Origin of the sequence: Devosia equisanguinis (assembly GCF_900631955.1) — a bacterium.
GTDB classification, from domain to species: domain Bacteria; phylum Pseudomonadota; class Alphaproteobacteria; order Rhizobiales; family Devosiaceae; genus Devosia; species Devosia equisanguinis.
This window is the reverse complement of the sequence record NZ_UZWD01000025.1, coordinates 1-15,990: the sequence shown is the minus strand read 5'-3', so window position 1 is coordinate 15,990 and position 15,990 is coordinate 1. Positions and strand designations below refer to the sequence as shown.

General features: G+C 62.5%; 14 protein-coding genes. 11 read left to right on the top strand and 3 right to left on the bottom strand.

Translation table 11 applies throughout. The features are described 5' to 3' along the window. Positions 1–21: 21 nt before the first annotated feature. From DEVEQU_RS09525 to DEVEQU_RS09505, 5 genes are all read left to right on the top strand, one after another. On the top strand, positions 22–333 hold the full coding sequence (locus DEVEQU_RS09525) for a hypothetical protein (protein WP_126150338.1): 312 nt from the start codon (positions 22–24) through the stop codon (positions 331–333). 325 nt (positions 334–658) lie between these two features. Then, positions 659–3,970: a carbamoyl-phosphate synthase large subunit gene (gene carB, locus DEVEQU_RS09520; protein ID WP_126150337.1), complete on the top strand. Its 3,312-nt coding sequence runs from the start codon at positions 659–661 to the stop codon at positions 3,968–3,970. A gap of 153 nt (positions 3,971–4,123) precedes the next feature. Further along, on the top strand, positions 4,124–4,582 hold the full coding sequence (locus DEVEQU_RS09515; RefSeq protein ID WP_126150336.1) for a hypothetical protein: 459 nt from the start codon (positions 4,124–4,126) through the stop codon (positions 4,580–4,582). 267 nt (positions 4,583–4,849) lie between these two features. Continuing rightward, on the top strand, positions 4,850–5,473 hold the full coding sequence (catB, locus tag DEVEQU_RS09510) for a type B chloramphenicol O-acetyltransferase (RefSeq protein WP_126150335.1): 624 nt from the start codon (positions 4,850–4,852) through the stop codon (positions 5,471–5,473). Positions 5,474–5,569: 96 nt separating this feature from the next. Then, positions 5,570–6,505, top strand: coding sequence for a hypothetical protein (locus tag DEVEQU_RS09505; RefSeq protein WP_126150334.1), 936 nt, complete (start codon positions 5,570–5,572; stop codon positions 6,503–6,505). On the opposite strand, the gene ltaE is transcribed toward DEVEQU_RS09505, so the two are convergent. Then, positions 6,502–7,539, bottom strand: coding sequence for a low-specificity L-threonine aldolase (ltaE, locus tag DEVEQU_RS09500; protein ID WP_126150333.1), 1,038 nt, complete (start codon positions 7,537–7,539; stop codon positions 6,502–6,504). The genes DEVEQU_RS09505 and ltaE overlap by 4 nt on opposite strands. A gap of 52 nt (positions 7,540–7,591) precedes the next feature. Beyond that, positions 7,592–8,569: a methyltransferase gene (locus DEVEQU_RS09495; RefSeq protein WP_386849510.1), complete on the bottom strand. Its 978-nt coding sequence runs from the start codon at positions 8,567–8,569 to the stop codon at positions 7,592–7,594. A gap of 506 nt (positions 8,570–9,075) precedes the next feature. Between DEVEQU_RS09495 and DEVEQU_RS09490 the strand changes: the two genes are divergently transcribed. Beyond that, positions 9,076–9,285, top strand: coding sequence for a cold-shock protein (locus DEVEQU_RS09490; protein ID WP_126150332.1), 210 nt, complete (start codon positions 9,076–9,078; stop codon positions 9,283–9,285). 203 nt (positions 9,286–9,488) lie between these two features. On the opposite strand, the gene DEVEQU_RS09485 is transcribed toward DEVEQU_RS09490, so the two are convergent. Next, positions 9,489–10,637: a PQQ-dependent sugar dehydrogenase gene (locus DEVEQU_RS09485; RefSeq protein ID WP_206437822.1), complete on the bottom strand. Its 1,149-nt coding sequence runs from the start codon at positions 10,635–10,637 to the stop codon at positions 9,489–9,491. Between the two features lie 283 nt (positions 10,638–10,920). Here DEVEQU_RS09485 and greA point away from each other — a divergent pair, with 283 nt between their 5' ends. The 5 genes from greA to DEVEQU_RS09460 all read left to right on the top strand — a co-directional run bounded on the left by greA (position 10,921) and on the right by DEVEQU_RS09460 (position 14,909). Further along, a complete protein-coding gene (gene greA / locus DEVEQU_RS09480) occupies positions 10,921–11,394 on the top strand; it encodes a transcription elongation factor GreA (RefSeq protein ID WP_126150331.1) in 474 nt (157 codons plus the stop codon). 156 nt (positions 11,395–11,550) lie between these two features. Beyond that, on the top strand, positions 11,551–12,501 hold the full coding sequence (gene trxB, locus DEVEQU_RS09475; RefSeq protein WP_126150330.1) for a thioredoxin-disulfide reductase: 951 nt from the start codon (positions 11,551–11,553) through the stop codon (positions 12,499–12,501). A 114-nt stretch (positions 12,502–12,615) separates the two neighbouring features. Beyond that, positions 12,616–13,509: a LysR family transcriptional regulator gene (locus DEVEQU_RS09470; RefSeq protein WP_126150329.1), complete on the top strand. Its 894-nt coding sequence runs from the start codon at positions 12,616–12,618 to the stop codon at positions 13,507–13,509. A gap of 157 nt (positions 13,510–13,666) precedes the next feature. After that, positions 13,667–14,374 carry an HAD family hydrolase gene (locus DEVEQU_RS09465; RefSeq protein ID WP_126150328.1) on the top strand — a complete coding sequence of 236 codons (708 nt, stop codon included), beginning with the start codon at positions 13,667–13,669 and terminating at the stop codon, positions 14,372–14,374. A 31-nt stretch (positions 14,375–14,405) separates the two neighbouring features. Next, positions 14,406–14,909, top strand: a complete 504-nt coding sequence (locus DEVEQU_RS09460) for a hypothetical protein (RefSeq protein WP_126150327.1) — start codon at positions 14,406–14,408, stop codon at positions 14,907–14,909. Positions 14,910–15,990: the final 1,081 nt, after the last annotated feature.

The following is a 15,990-nucleotide window of genomic DNA, read 5'->3' as shown; positions in this document are numbered from 1 at the left end:
CAGGCGCCGCCGGAGTGCACCATGGCAGATGACATCTGGAATGCACTCTACGACGCCGCGTCCGAGGCCTATGACGAGGAAGGCCAACGCATCGAGCCCGAAATCTCGCGCCTCGGCGGTCCCATCGCCATCGACGGTGTGGTGATCAAGGTCCTTATCATGCGGGTCGAGCTGTCGCTCGATCCCTGGCACGTCGAGATCATCTATGGCCAAAATCCCTACCAGCATTCCGATCGCCCCAAATCCTGCCTCCTCCAGCGCTTCTGGGACGACAAGGAGGCTTGGGAGGCGGTGAAGGCAAGAATATACGAATTAGGGATCAGCAATATCTGAATGCAGCCGCCAGCCCCTAAGGCGGCCAATGGACCACGGCGGCGGCTGGAGGGATCATCCAAGTTGCCGGAAAATGAGATCTGCAGAGAGAAGGTCTCGGTTACGAGACGCTCATCGGGGAAGATCGCCTTGCGCAGATGCCTCAGTCGCCGCAACCCCTTCCCTTTCCGCTCCGCTTCCGTTACACCGCCCGCTTAACCACCATGTTCAGTCTTTTTCCCTGCGCTGCTGTGCTCAACGGCAACGCGGGTTTCGCGCGGACAGGTGTGTTCGGGCGATTCTCCCTCGCCCGCAATTCCGTAGAGATAGCCAGAGCGAGCCCCGAATGCCGAAGCGTACCGACATCAAATCGATCCTCATCATCGGCGCGGGCCCCATCATCATCGGGCAGGCTTGCGAGTTCGACTATTCCGGCACGCAGGCCTGTAAGGCGCTCAAGGAAGAGGGCTACCGGATCATTCTGGTGAACTCGAACCCGGCGACGATCATGACCGATCCGGACCTGGCCGATGCCACCTATATGGAGCCGATCACCCCCGAAGTGGTCGCCAAGATCATCGAGAAGGAGCGCCCCGACGCGCTGCTCCCGACGATGGGCGGCCAGACGGCGCTCAACTGCGCGCTGTCGCTGCGCAAGATGGGCGTGCTCGAGAAATACAATGTCGAGATGATCGGCGCCACCGCCGAGGCCATCGACAAGGCCGAGGATCGCGAACTGTTCCGCGACGCCATGAAAAAGATCGGGCTCGAAACCCCGCGTTCCATGCTGGCCCACAACACCATCGAGGCCCTGCAGGCGCTTGAGGTCATCGGCCTGCCGGCCATCATTCGCCCCAGCTTTACCCTCGGCGGCACCGGCGGCGGCATTGCCTACAATCGCGAGGAATATCTCGCCATCTGCGAAAGCGGCATCGACGCTTCGCCCACCAACGAAGTTCTGGTCGAGGAAAGCGTGCTCGGCTGGAAGGAATACGAGATGGAGGTTGTCCGCGATAAGAAGGACAACTGCATCATCATCTGCTCCATCGAGAACATCGATCCTATGGGTGTCCATACCGGCGACTCCATCACCGTTGCCCCGGCCTTGACGCTGACCGACAAGGAATACCAGATCATGCGCGACGCCTCGCTGGCGGTGCTGCGCGAGATCGGTGTCGAAACCGGCGGCTCCAACGTGCAGTTCGGCATCAACCCTGCCGATGGCCGTATGGTCGTCATCGAGATGAACCCGCGCGTCTCGCGCTCCTCGGCGCTGGCCTCCAAGGCCACCGGCTTCCCCATCGCTAAGGTCGCTGCGCGTCTGGCCGTCGGCTACACGCTCGATGAACTCGAAAACGACATTACCGGCGGCGCCACCCCGGCCTCGTTCGAGCCCACCATCGACTATGTCGTCACCAAGATCCCGCGTTTCGCCTTCGAAAAATTCCCCGGCGCCGACAATCGCCTGACCACCTCGATGAAGTCGGTCGGCGAAGCCATGGCCATCGGCCGCACCTTCCAGGAATCGCTGCAAAAGGCGCTGCGCTCGCTCGAGACGGGTCTCACCGGCCTCAACGAGGTCGGCATTCCGGGCCTCGGCGAAGGCGAGGACAAGAACGCCATCAAGGCCGCCCTCGGCACCCCAACGCCGTCTCGTCTTCTCCATGTCGCCGAAGCCATGCGGCTGGGTGTTTCTAACGAAGACATCTTCGAAGCCTGCAAGATCGATCCATGGTTCCTCGAGCAGATGCGCGGCATCGTCGACATGGAACAGAAGGTCAAGGAATTCGGCCTGCCCAAGGACGCCGTCAATCTGCGCCTGCTCAAGTCGATGGGCTTTTCCGATGCCCGCCTTGCCCAGCTCGCCGGCCTCAAGACCGCCGACGTCCGCAAGCTGCGCCATAGCCTCGAAGTGCGTCCCGCCTACAAGCGCATCGATACCTCCGCAGCCGAGTTCGCCTCGCCCACAGCTTATATGTACTCAACCTACGAAGCCCCCTTCGCCGGCAAGGTCGATGACGAAGCTCGCCCCTCCGACCGCAAGAAGGTCGTCATTCTCGGCGGCGGCCCCAACCGGATCGGACAGGGCATCGAGTTCGACTATTGCTGCTGCCACGCCGCGTTTGCGCTGGCCGATGCCGGTTACGAGACCATCATGGTCAACTGTAACCCCGAAACCGTCTCGACCGACTACGACACCTCGGACCGTCTCTACTTCGAGCCGCTGACCGAAGAAGACGTCATCGAAATCCTGCTCACCGAAAAGCAGAATGGCACCCTTCACGGCGTGATCGTCCAGTTCGGCGGCCAGACCCCGCTCAATCTCGCCGAAGCCGTGCAGAAGGCCGGCGTGCCGATCCTCGGCACCCAGCCCGACGCCATCGACCTCGCAGAAGACCGCGACCTGTTCATGAAGCTTCTGAACCGTCTCGAGCTGACCCAGCCCAAGAACGGTATTGCCTATAGCCTCGAACAGTCCCGCCTCGTCGCCGAGCGCCTGGGCTATCCGCTGGTCATTCGCCCGTCCTACGTGCTGGGCGGCCGCGCCATGGCCATCGTGCACTCGGCCAAGGAATTCGAGAGCTACATTCAGGATACCCTGACCGGCCTCGTGCCGCCCGATATCCTGCAGCGCTACCCCAACGACCGCACCGGCCAGATCAACTCGGTGCTGTCCGATAACCCGCTGCTGTTCGACGCCTATCTCTCCGGCGCCACCGAAATCGACGTCGACGCCCTGTGCGACGGCGAAGACGTTTTCGTCGCCGGCATCATGGAGCACATCGAGGAAGCCGGCATTCACTCCGGCGACAGCGCCTGCACCCTGCCGCCGCGCACCCTGCCGCCCGAGATCATTGCCGAACTCAAGCGCCAGACCCGCGAACTGGCCTTCGCGCTCAAGGTCGGTGGCCTGATGAACGTGCAATATGCTTATAAGGACGACACGATCTACTTGATCGAGGTCAATCCACGCGCCTCCCGCACCGTGCCCTTCGTTGCCAAGGTCATCGGCGAGCCCATCGCCAAGATCGCCAGCCGCATCATGGCAGGCGAGAAGCTCTCGAGCTTCGGCCTCACCGAAAAGACGCTCAAGCATATCGCCGTCAAGGAAGCCGTGTTCCCGTTCAACCGCTTCCCCGGCGTCGATACGGTCCTGGGCCCGGAAATGAAGTCGACCGGCGAAGTCATCGGTCTCGACACCAATTTCGCCATCGCCTTCGCCAAGTCGCAGATGGGCGCCGGCCAAAAGGTCCCGACCTCGGGCAAGGCCTTCATCTCCGTGCGCGACGACGACAAGCAGTACATTGTCGACATGGCCCGCCACCTGGTCGAAGCCGGTTTCGAAATCCTCGCCACCGGCGGCACCCAGCGCTATCTCGTTGATAACAACGTCCCCGCGACCAAGATCAACAAGGTGCTCGAAGGCCGTCCGCATATCGTGGATTCGATGAAGAATGGCGGCGTGCAGCTGGTGATCAACACCACGGATGGCCTCAAGTCGATCTCCGACAGCCGCGACATCCGCCGCACCGCGCTCCTGGCCAAGATTCCCTATTATACCACCATCGACGGTGCCCTGGCCGCGGTGGAAGGGATCGTCGCCCTGCGCCAGGGCGGCCTCCAGGTCCGCGCTTTGCAGGACTACTTCGCCGCCTGACCGCACTCTGGGCTGGCAACTCAGCTCCTTCAAACGCGATGCAATTCCTCCCCCTTTCAGAGGGGGAGGCCAGGTGGGGGTAATTTCCACCTCCCCGCCCAACCTTGACGCCCAGCACCCATCCCCTATCCTCCACCGACCCTGGAGGACCACATGAAATCACTCCCCATCGCCCTCGCAGTGCTGACCCTGGTTGCGCCCGCCTATGCCGCCGAGCCCGTCAACATGTTCAACCTCGACGGCACATGCCAGTCTCTGGAGGTCGACGGCATCGATCTCACCGACGAGTGCAAGGGCAGCGTGCTGCAGATGGTCTATGACATCGGCCGCGTTGGGCTCTACGCCTTTTCCGGTGACACCATCCTCACCTTCTCCGGCATGTCCGACGAGGTGATCGGCAACGAAATCCACCAGGAGCTCGACAAGGTTCTGATCGGCACCTCGGCCGATGACATCGCCGATATCCCGGCCCGCGGCACCTGCGTGTTCGAAAATCCCTTTGAGGGAAAACCAGCCCAGATCACCTGTTCGGCCCGCGCCAAATCCGGCGCCACCTACGAGCTGAGCTTTATCACCGACGGCAAACCGCCGATCGATTCCATGGCCAAGTAAGGCGCTGAGGCGTCAGGACGGCGCTTTGCTTTTTCGCGGCGAGGCGCCCCTTGGCTGGACCTCCGCCGCGATCCCGGCTATGGCACTCCCACCATGAAGATCGCAGACCGAAGCCCCTGCATAGCGTTTCCGCGCGCCTGACACGCGCCGAGGAAACGCCCTTCGACCGGCCGGCGCGCCGGCGCTTGCCGCTGCACGCCCGTCGGTTCTCTCACACAATCTGCATTCGCTTGCGCCGTTTCGCGGCTGCAACCTCATGGAAAAGCCATGTCGAACTTTTTCGAAAGTCCCTTTTTGGGCATCCCGCTCGACCGCCAGGTCACCAATCCCAACATCGTCGTGGGGCGCTACAGCTACTATTCCGGCTATTATCACGGCCACGGCTTCGACGACTGCGCCCGCTATCTGATGACCACGCCAGGCGTCGACCGGCTGATCATCGGCGCCTTCTGCTCAATCGGCTCGGGCGCGGCCTTCATCATGGCCGGCAATCAGGGCCACCGGAACGACTGGGTCTCCACCTTCCCATTCGCCTTTCTCCCCGATGCGCCAGAATTCGCCAATGCCAACAACGCTTTCCAGCCGGCAGGCGACACCGAAATCGGCAACGACGTCTGGATCGGCTCCGAGGCCATCATCATGCCCGGCATCAAGGTCGGGCATGGCGCGGTGATCGGCACCCGTGCCCTGGTGACCAAAGACGTCGAACCCTACACCATTGTCGGCGGCAATCCGGCAAAGCCCATCCGCAAGCGGTTTAGCGACGATGAGATCGCCATGCTGCTCAACATGGCATGGTGGGATTGGTCCACCGAGCGCTTGTCGCAGGCCATGCCGCTTCTCACCTCCGCCGACATCGCCGGGTTGCATGACTTCTGGCGTAAAGGTTGAATAGCGGGGAGACGGATTGCTCCGTCTCCCTATTCGCTCAGCTTGCGTTCATGTTGCGCCGCTTAGCATGGACCGATATTTCGACTGGGGGCAGACATGAAACAGTGCGCCGTTCTTCTTACCATTCTGCTGGGCACCACCGGCCTTGCCCATGGGCAAGACCTTGACGAGCAGATCAACGCCTTTATCGGTGCCGAAGGCTTCGAGCGGCAGGATCTGCTCGCTATCGAAACCGGCCTGGCCAATGAATGGCTCGACCGCACCGCCATTGCTCCCGGCGGCGCCGTTGGGCCGCTGGAAAAGGCGGCGATGATCGCCACCTCGGCAATCGATTCCGTGCGCACCCGCACGGCCATTTCCTATGGCGAACTGCAGGTCGAGGAAGATGGCGCGCCCATGCCGGTCAGCTTCATCGAGGTGCGCCACTATAACCTCGGCCAGCTTATCCGCGCAGAAACCATCGAAGCCTATGGCGAAGGCGACGTCGCCGACGAAGCCGCCTTCGGCCTGGGGCAGCACATGGCCTGGCGCTTCGTGTTCCAGCCGATCATGGGCAACACCGCCATGCTGGTGGACGCCAGCCGTCGCGTCATCTCCGATAAAGAGGCCACCAAGGACCGGTGCAACGACCGGCCCTGCCTCGACACGGCCGCCCTGTTTGATGACATCGCCCAATGGGACGACATCGCCGGCACATTGCCCATCTGGCCCGATCTTTACCCGGCCGATATGGGCGGCGTCGCGACCCCTGCCCACGCCATCGCCGAACTCGCCGTCCTCGGCTACTGGGCCAATGCCGAAGCGGGCACCTATGCCTGGACCGGCGGCGAACATCCCGAGGCCGCGCAAGGAATCGCGCCCTATCGCTTCATCGGCATCGACCGCAATCTGGGACAGGAAGACGGCATCGACACGGTCTGGCAGGAAACCGCCCTCAACGACGACGCCATCGCCTCCATCGCCTTCCGCCGCATCGACGTCGCCGGCACCGTCTACTACCTCCGCACCGCCACCCCGCGCCCGGGCTACTAGGAGGGTGCGCGCCCCGACGCAAAATACCCGTCCACCACAGCCAGCGCTGCCGTCACATCCTCGTCGCCGATATCGAGATGGGTCACCCAGCGCTGTTTCTGCCCATAGCCACCGGTTACCCCGACGCCGTGCTCCGCGAGATAGACGGACAGGCCGTGCGCCAGCTCAGGCGCCGAATCGACCCAGATGATATTGGTGTCCGGCATGCTAACGCTTAGCGCCCCATGCCGCGCCAGCCCCTCGGCCAATTGCCGCGCTCGCCTATGGTCATCCGCCAGCCGCGCCACATTATGCTCCAGCGCATAAAGGCCGGCCGCGGCCAGCACGCCCGCCTGCCGCAGCCCGCCTCCCAGCATTTTTCGTGTACGCCGCGCAGACGCGATCAGGTCCGCGCGCCCCACCAGCACCGAGCCCACCGGCGCGCCAAGCCCCTTGGACAGGCAGATCGACACCGTATCGAACCGGGCTGCAAGGGTTCCGATGTCGATATCGAGGGCAGTGCAGGCATTGAACGCGCGGGCCCCGTCGAGATGCATGCCCAGCCCATGCCGCTCGGCAATATCGGCCACGGCGTGCATATAGGCGAGCGGCAGCGCCCTGCCGCCAAAGGTGTTCTCGAGCGCGATCACCCGCGTGCGGGCATAATGGCTGTCGTCCGGCTTGATCGCCGCTTCGATCTCCGCCAGCGCCAGAGTGCCGTCTGCCTGATGCGCGATCGGCTGCGGCTGGATCGAGCCCAGCACCGCCGCGCCGCCGGCTTCATTGACATAAAGATGCGCCTTCTGGCCGGCGATATATTCGTCGCCGCGACCGCAATGGCTCATCAGCCCAAGCAGGTTGGACATGGTGCCCGAAGGCACGAACAGCGCTGCGTCCTTGCCCAGCAGTCCCGCCATGCGCTGTTCCAAAAGCTTGACTGTAGGATCGTCGCCAAAGACGTCATCGCCCACCTCGGCCTCGGCCATGGCCGCGCGCATGCCCGGCGAGGGCCGCGTCACGGTGTCCGAACGGAAATCATGGCGAATGGCATTCATGGGGAGGCTCCGTGCTGCTGTGCCCCTTTCTGCCATCCGCCAAGCACTTTGGCTATGCGGCGACATCGCCCCCGGCGCTGCCATCATTGGCCGCAGTCAGTTCCACCGGCGGCTTCTGCGCCACCACCAGAATGCCGATGATCGGCGCACCCCGATCGAAGCGGAGTGTTGCCGTCTCGAAGCGCAGCACCTCAAGTCCGGCTACCACCAGCGCGTCGCGGGTTGCGGCAACGCCATGGGCATAGCGCAGGCTCGGACGCAGGAACAGTGCCTCCGGGCCATCATGGGCTTCGAGCGAAAACGCCACCAGCCCGCCCGGCTTCAGCGCCGGCACCAGCGCCGCCAGCACCGGCTGCAAGGCGCCACAATAGATGAATACATCCGCCGCCGTCATCAGATCGGCCTCGGCCCGGCGCGCATTGAGCGCGGCCACCAACTCGGCCTTTTGCAGGCTGTCGTAAATGCCCTTACGCGCCGTCTCGGCGATCATTGCCGCCGAAATATCGACGCCTTCGAGGAAGCCAACCTTTTTGCGCAGCAGTGAGCCCATGAGCCCGGTGCCGCAACCAAGATCGACGGCCTTGTCGAAGCCTTCGATCCCCAGCCGCGCCATTTCGGCTTCGACCATGTCGTCGAGCATTTCGGGCACGCGATAGCCGAGCTTGCCGACCAGCGCCTGCTCGAACTGCGGTGCATATTGGTCGAACAGCGCCTCGACATAGCTTACCGCCGTGCCCTCGTCGGCTGCCGCTGCATTATGCGCCGCCAGCTTCAGCCGCGCCCCGAACACGCCTTCGTCATCCAGCGCCTCGAGCCGCCGCCATGCAGAAATGGCCTGGGCCAAATTGCCGCGTTTTTCTTCAAAGCCGCCGAGCAGGTCCCAGCCGGCCGCCCAGTCCGGTGCCAGTTCCAGCGCCTGCTCCATCAGTTCGGCCGCGGCGGCAAGGTCGCCGCCCTCGGCCAGCATGCGGGCATAGTCGGCCCGGCGATCGGCAATCACGTCGCCCGAAGAATGGAACGCCTTGTTCAAGACGGATACTGCTTTCGTAAGGTCCGGCCCTGCTGGCGCCGTGCGCGGGATTTGCCGCAAAACCGGGGTCGACGCAAGAAAAATGCATATGCGTTCGGGATAACCGGGTCATGCATTCACGAGGGTGCTTCCATCACCGCCGAACTTGGTTATCATTGTCGCCATGTCCGACGCCGCGTCGGGCATCCGCGCGCAACGTTCCCTCCCTGACCGGTGCGCCTGTTTCGGCCCAATGCGGACCGAAGCATCCTGCGATATCGCTTCAATCAGCCTGGCCGAACGCCTGTTCCGCCGGGCGTTTCGTCGTGCATACGGGGCATATTGATGCGGCTTCGGTTTCAGGCTAGGCTGATCGGATCGAATATTGCGGCCGACTGATCTGAAGACGCGAATGCCATTCGCCATTGCTGACGACATCTTCCGATATTTCGATATCTTTTAGGTTCTGGCCAGGTGCAATGGCCCGGACCGCACACCAGCAGCGACTGCACGAGGGAACGCGCAATATGGCAACTGGCACCGTTAAGTGGTTCAACGGCCAAAAGGGATATGGCTTTATTCAGCCGGACGAGGGTGGGGCCGACGTGTTCGTCCACATTTCCGCCGTCCAGCGGTCCGGTCTCAATGGCCTGGATGAGGGCCAGAAGGTCACCTACGAAATCGTCAAGGACAAGCGGACCGGCAAGTCTGCCGCCGACAATCTCGTCGCCGGCTGATTTCACCGCTTCTGACCTGATCACGATGGGCGCTTCCAAAACTGGAGGCGCCCATTGTCTTTGGGATTGGTGGTGAGGCGACGGACGTCCTCTTGTCCGACGCCCCGCCCCTTCACAATTCCGCTGCTGGGGCTTGCCCGAGGGCCTCCCGGAACACCACGATCTCAAGGCAAAGCACTAAGCTATTGTGCTTCGGATGCGCCCTATTTCCCCTCTGGCGCCAAGCGAAGGAGTTTTCCGTTGCTGTCATCCGTCAGCAGGTAGATGGCTCCATCGGGTCCCACGCGCACGTCACGCACACGGCCCAATTGCTGTTCGAACAGCCTCTCCTCGCCGACGATGGTGTCACCCTCGACATCGAGCCGCACCAGCACCTGCCCGCTGAGGCCACCGCTCAACAGGTCGCCCTGCCAGGCCGGGAAAAGTTCGCCTTCGTAGAAATCCAGCCCCGAGGGGGAAATCGAGGGGTCCCAATAGTGCAGCGGCTGTTCCATCCCCTCCGCCTCAGTGCCCTTGCCGATAGCCAGGCCCGAATAGTCCCGCCCATAGGTGATCACCGGCCAGCCATAATTGCGCCCGGCCTGCACCAGATTGACCTCGTCGCCGCCTTGGGCGCCGTGCTCGACAGTGAACAAGGCCCCATCAGATGGCCGTAGCGTCGCGCCCTGCTGGTTGCGATGGCCGATGCTCCAGAATTCGGGGCGCCAGCCCTCGACCTGCGGATTATCGGCCGGCACCGAGCCATCGGCAGCGATGCGGACCACCCCGCCGGCGAGGTCCTGCGGATCCTGCGCCCGATCCATGTCGCCGCGATCGCCCAGCGTCACGAACAGGGTGCCGTCCTTGGCCACCGCAAGACGCGAGCCGAAATGGCGGGTCGAATTGTTGAAATTGTTCATGCGGAAAATGACGTTCTGATCTTCCAGCCGCCCCGCGCCCTCCTCCAGCACCAGCCGCGCCGCCATCACGGCCGTGCCGGCGCCGCGCTGCAACCCGGCATCTTCCGCCGGCTCGGCAAAGGTCAGATAGATGCGTCCGCTGCTCTCAAAATCCGGCGCCAGCGCCACATCCAAGAGCCCACCCTGGTCGCGATCCACCACATTGGGCACACCATCCACGGCAAAAGAGCGTCCATCCTTGACCACCAGCAACTGCCCGCTGCGCTCGGTCACGAGAAACCGCCCATCTGGCAGAATGGCCAATGCCCATGGATGCTCCAGCCCTTCGGCAAGAACAGTGGCCGCAACCATGCCGGCGCTGCTGTCGATAACGGTTTGTGCCATGGCGGGCCCTGAAGCCAGCATCAGGCTGAGAGCGGGAAAAGCGAGTGTGGCTGAAGAAAATCTGGTCATGGACTGGGTGTCACCTGCAATGGTTGTGCGAAACTATTGAATTGACGGGGAGAGGAGCTGGGCTCCGCCCCCACACTGACTTGACCGAAACGCATGAGCCGGGCAAGTTGCATCACATCTCTTGGAAAACTTGTCGTGAAGCCGTGGCCGAACGCAGTTTGGCGGAGATGCAGCACGCCGGTTGCGACCGGCCTTATCATTTTAATGGCGCGCCGCGGCCTCCGTAAGGAACCAGCCCTGCGCGCCGGTTTATTTTGCCGACGCGAATGGAGGCGAGACGATTATGGACAAGATTCCGATGACGGTTCAGGGGCACAAGGCCCTTTCCGCGGAGTTCGATCACCGCACTGCCAATGAGCGCCGCCGCATCATCGACGCCATTGCCGAAGCGCGCGCCCATGGCGACCTCTCGGAAAACGCTGAATATTCTGCCGCCAAGGAGCAGCAGAGCCTCAACGAAGGTCGCATCAAGGAGCTCGAGACCATTCTGGCGCTCGCCGACATCATCGATGTCACCAAGCTAAGCGGTGACAAGGTCAAGTTCGGTGCGACCGTCACCTTTGTCGACGAGGACACCGAGGAAGAAAAGATCTACCAGATCGTTGGCGATCCGGAAGCCGATGCCTCGGCCGGCCGCATCTCGATTTCCTCGCCCATCGCCCGCGCCATGATCGGCAAGGAAGAAGGCGATTCGTTCGAAGTCGCAGCCCCGGGTGGCTCGCGCAGCTATGAGATCGTCAAGATCCAGTTCATCTGATGCCCATTTCCTAGGCATCCCAGCCCGATCCTGTGATTTTTCTGTACACTCCCGCGTGGTTCTGTCGCGCGGGAGTGAGTTTGCCTTGAAACCATCCCGCTTCGACCCTTAACTAGAGGGCGAGGGAGCATTCCTGTCATTTGGAGAAGCGTCGCGATGCACGCGAAAGTCGTCATCATTGGCTCCGGCCCGGCCGGCTATACTGCGGCCATCTATGCCGCACGCGCCATGCTCGAACCCTTGATGATCCAGGGCCTGCAGCCCGGCGGCCAGCTCACCATCACCACCGACGTGGAAAACTATCCCGGCTTTGCCGATGTGATCCAGGGCCCCTGGCTCATGGATCAGATGAAGGCGCAGGCCGAGCATGTCGGCACGCGCATCGTCAACGACATCATCACCCATGTCGACTTCGACCGCCGTCCCTTCGTTTTGACCGGCGATAGCGGCGACACCTACACGGCCGACAGCGTCATCATCGCCACCGGAGCCCAGGCCAAGTGGCTGGGGCTGCCCTCCGAGCAGAAATTCCAGGGCTTTGGCGTCTCCGCCTGTGCGACCTGCGATGGCTTCTTCTATCGCGGCAAGCAGGTGCTGGTGGTCGGCGGCGGCAATACTGCGGTCGAGGAGGCTCTGTTCCTCACCAATTTCGCCGAAAAGGTCATCGTCGTGCATCGCCGCGACGAATTCCGCGCCGAGCGCATTTTGCAGGACCGCCTGTTCAAGAACCCCAAGATCGAAGTTCGTTGGAACACCGAAGTGGTCGAGGTCGGCGGCGCGCCGATGCCCCCCTCGGTCAATACCGTTACCCTAAAAAATCGCCTCTCCGGCGAAGTCTACGAGCAGCCGATCGACGGCGTCTTCGTGGCCATTGGCCATGCTCCCGCCACCTCGGTCTTCTCGGGCAAGCTCGACATGAAGCCCGGTGGCTATCTTCAGGTAAAGCCGGGCACGACCCACACCAATATTCCGGGCGTCTTCGCCGCCGGTGACGTTACCGACGACGTCTATCGCCAGGCCGTAACTGCGGCCGGCATGGGCTGCATGGCTGCGCTCGATGCCGAGCGTTACCTGGCCGAACATGAACTGGCCGAGGCGGCGGAATAGGCATCGAAATGTCCGCGATAATCGCCTCGGTTGTCACAATTTCTTCCCGCCGGTCGCCTAAGGCCGGTGGCATGGCTCGGCCTGGCTGATCAACGAGAAAAGAAAGCGTCAACAATGCTCGACTGGGACAAGCTCCGGATTTTCCATACCGCCGCCGAGTCGGGCAGTTTCACCCACGCCGCCGAAAAGCTGGGCATGAGCCAGTCGGCCGTCAGCCGCCAGATTTCGGCGCTCGAAGACGATCTGGGGCTGAAACTCTTCATCCGCCATGCCCGCGGACTGGTCCTCACCGAAGTCGGCGAACAGCTGTTCCGCACCGCCCACCGGATGCATTGGGAACTGCAGCAGGTCGAAACCCAGATGTCCGAAAGCCAGGACGTCCCCACCGGCCCGCTGATTGTCACCACCACGGTGGGTATCGGCTCCACCTGGCTCAGCTCGCGCCTCGACGAGTTTTTGAAACTCTATCCACTGATCCAGCTCGAAATCCGCCTCAACGATGCCGAGCTCGACCTGGCCATGCGCGAGGCTGACGTGGCCATCCGCCTGCACCGCCCCAATCAGTCGGAAATGATCCAGCGCAAGCTGTTCACGGTGCATAACCACTTTTATGCCAGCAATTCCTATATCGACGAACACGGCATGCCGTCCTCGGCCGAGGATCTGGACAATCACCGCATCATCTCCTTTGGCGAACCGGTCCCCTCCTATCTCGGCGACATCAACTATCTCGAGCGCATGGGCCGCTCCGATTCCAGCCCGCGCCGCGCCGTGCTCAAGGTCAACGCCATCTACGGCATGATGCAGGCCGCCCGCGCTGGCATCGGCATCGCCATGCTGCCCGCCTATGTGACGGAAAAGGAAGACGGTCTGGTCCAGGTTCTCCCGGAAATCGAACTGCCCGCCTACGAGGCCTATTTCGTCTATCCACCCGCCCTCAAGAACTCCAAGCGCGTTGGCGTCTTCCGCGACTTCCTCGTCTCCAAGGCCCGCGAGTGGTCGTTCTGACCCTCGGACACCAGCGACGCGCAGCGCGATAACCGGCGCTACGCTCGCCATGCCCATCTCGGCGCCCGTCACACCCACCGCGCCGCCCTCGGACTTGATCCGAGGGCCACTCGACGCGGCAGATTGTGCCTGGGTTTTTACGTCAGCCGGAGCCTAAATGCCCCGTATCACCACCGTCGCCCTCGATGCCGACGACACGCTCTGGCAGAACGAGCATTTCTTCCGCCTCACCCAGCAGCGCTTCGCCGATCTGCTCGCTGAGTACACCGACATTCCAGATCTCAACCAACGGCTGATCGATGCGGTGACGCGCAACCTGCGCTTTTATGGCTTCGGCGCCAAAGGCTTTGCCCTGTCCATGGTCGAAACCGCCCTCGAGGTCACAGACCACCGCGTCCCTGGAACGGTCATCGCCGAAATCCTCGCCGCCGGCCGCGAGCTCCTCAACTTTCCCATCGAAACCCTGCCCCATGTCGATCAGGCGCTGAAGACGCTGGAAGCCCGCTATCGGCTGATCCTCGTCACCAAGGGCGATGTCTTCGACCAGGAGCGCAAACTGGCCGCCTCGGGCCTAGCCGACTATTTCGCGGCGATCGAGATCGTCGCCGACAAATCCCGATCCACCTATGAACGCGTCTTCCAGCGCCATACCGAGGGCCCCGACCACACGGTGATGGTCGGCAATTCCCTGCGCTCCGACATAGTGCCGGCGCTTGAGGCCGGCGCCTTTGCTATCTATGTCCCCCACGACCTCACCTGGGCCTATGAGCAGGCCGACGAGCCGCTCGATCATCCTCGCTATCGACGCGTGGCCCATATGGGCGAAGTCTCCGCCGCTCTCGCCAGGTTCGAGGCCATGCCATAAACTGTCCTGCAATCACAGCGAGGACTGTTCCATGCTCCGCCAAGCCGCCGCTTCTTTGTCCATGCTCGCAGCCGCCAGTCTGCCGCTCATGGCCGCAGAAACAGCCCCTACCCCGCTCGATATCGGCGCAATCTTTTGCACCGCCGCCATTGCCGGTGACATGAGCCCCATCGTGCCCCTGCTCACGCCCGATCTCGCCGCCACCATCGCCGATGCCCAGCAACGCAGCGACGCCATCCAGGCCGCTGCGCCGGACGAAAAGCCGCCGCTGGGCGATGGCGTGCCCTGGTCGAGCTGGACCGATCATGCCGATGGCTGCGAAGTCGGCGTCCCCAAAGGCGACGAGAGCAGGACCGTGGTGCCCATCGGCCATCGCTTTGCCGACAGCCCTGGCGCCGACTATACCGACCGCCTGCTGCTGGTGCCGGTGGTGGTGGAAACGGGAAAACCGCCGATCTGGCGCCTCGACGACATCCAGTTCACCGACTCCACAATGCGCCAGGCGCTGGCCTCGGCTTTCGAGGGCCACAAATAGGCAGAACGGCGAAAGAACAGGCGCAAAGCCCTCAAATTGGGCGATTTCTTCGACAATCGCCCACCCCAAAACAGCTCCGATTCTTTGATTTCATTATCGAATTTCCCGAGCCACGCAATCCGCGCATGGCTGACATGTCAGCTCCCGGGTTGGCAGGCACCGCGGGTCTGCCTATATCGGCATCACACAGCGGATGTTTCTCCTCCCTCCCTTGCTTCCGCTGCGTTCCCTCCTAGCGAGCTTCGCGCTCGCACCCTTCAGGGCTCCGCTCTCCCCTCGAGCGGAGCCTTATTTTTTGTTCACTCCCTTCCGAAAATGCATAGCTGGCATGTCAGGCGTTGCATTGCCTACCGATCCGGTAGAGTTCATATTGCATTTGTCGCTGAGGCGCGCTCCGAAACTCCTCCTCCCTTCGGACCCCGTATCGCGACACCGAGCTGCGGATCCTCTCCTCCTCCCTGGATCCAAGGCTCATGGCAGAGCGCATATCCTCCTCCCTTGCTCTCTGCCCCACTTTCGATTTGGCTTCGGCCCTATCATCAGGCCCCAACTTCGGTTGGGGCCTCTTTTTTTGCCCGATCGCCCGCGCACATTTTCGCCGAACCAATCCTGTCACCAAGCTGTCGGCTTGCCCCGAAAATGGACAGAATGTCGCTGTGCCTAATGCATAGCTGGCATGACCACTCATGCATTGCTGACCAAACGGTCAAAACCTATATTCGTCCTTGTCGACGCGACGCCGCTCCGTATCCTCCTCCCTCGGACCCGCGTTACTCGACACCGGGTTTTGGCCGTATCCTCCTCCCTCGGCCAGGGCCCACCCGGTCGGACGCAAATCCTCCTCCCTTGCGTCGGGCCACACTTTAGATTTGGCTTCGGCCCTATCATCAGGCTCCAACTTCGGTTGGAGCCTCTTTTTTTGCGCGCCAATCCTGGTTTTCCTGCCCAGCGTTTCTGCATGGCAGCACTTCCCATTGAGCGTTTGTGGTCCGCCTGCCGCTCGCAGATACTGCATTCAACGGCGGGTTCGTGGTGACCCGCCCCCTCCAAGGTTAGCGGCCCCGGCCGAAAACCTCTGGCC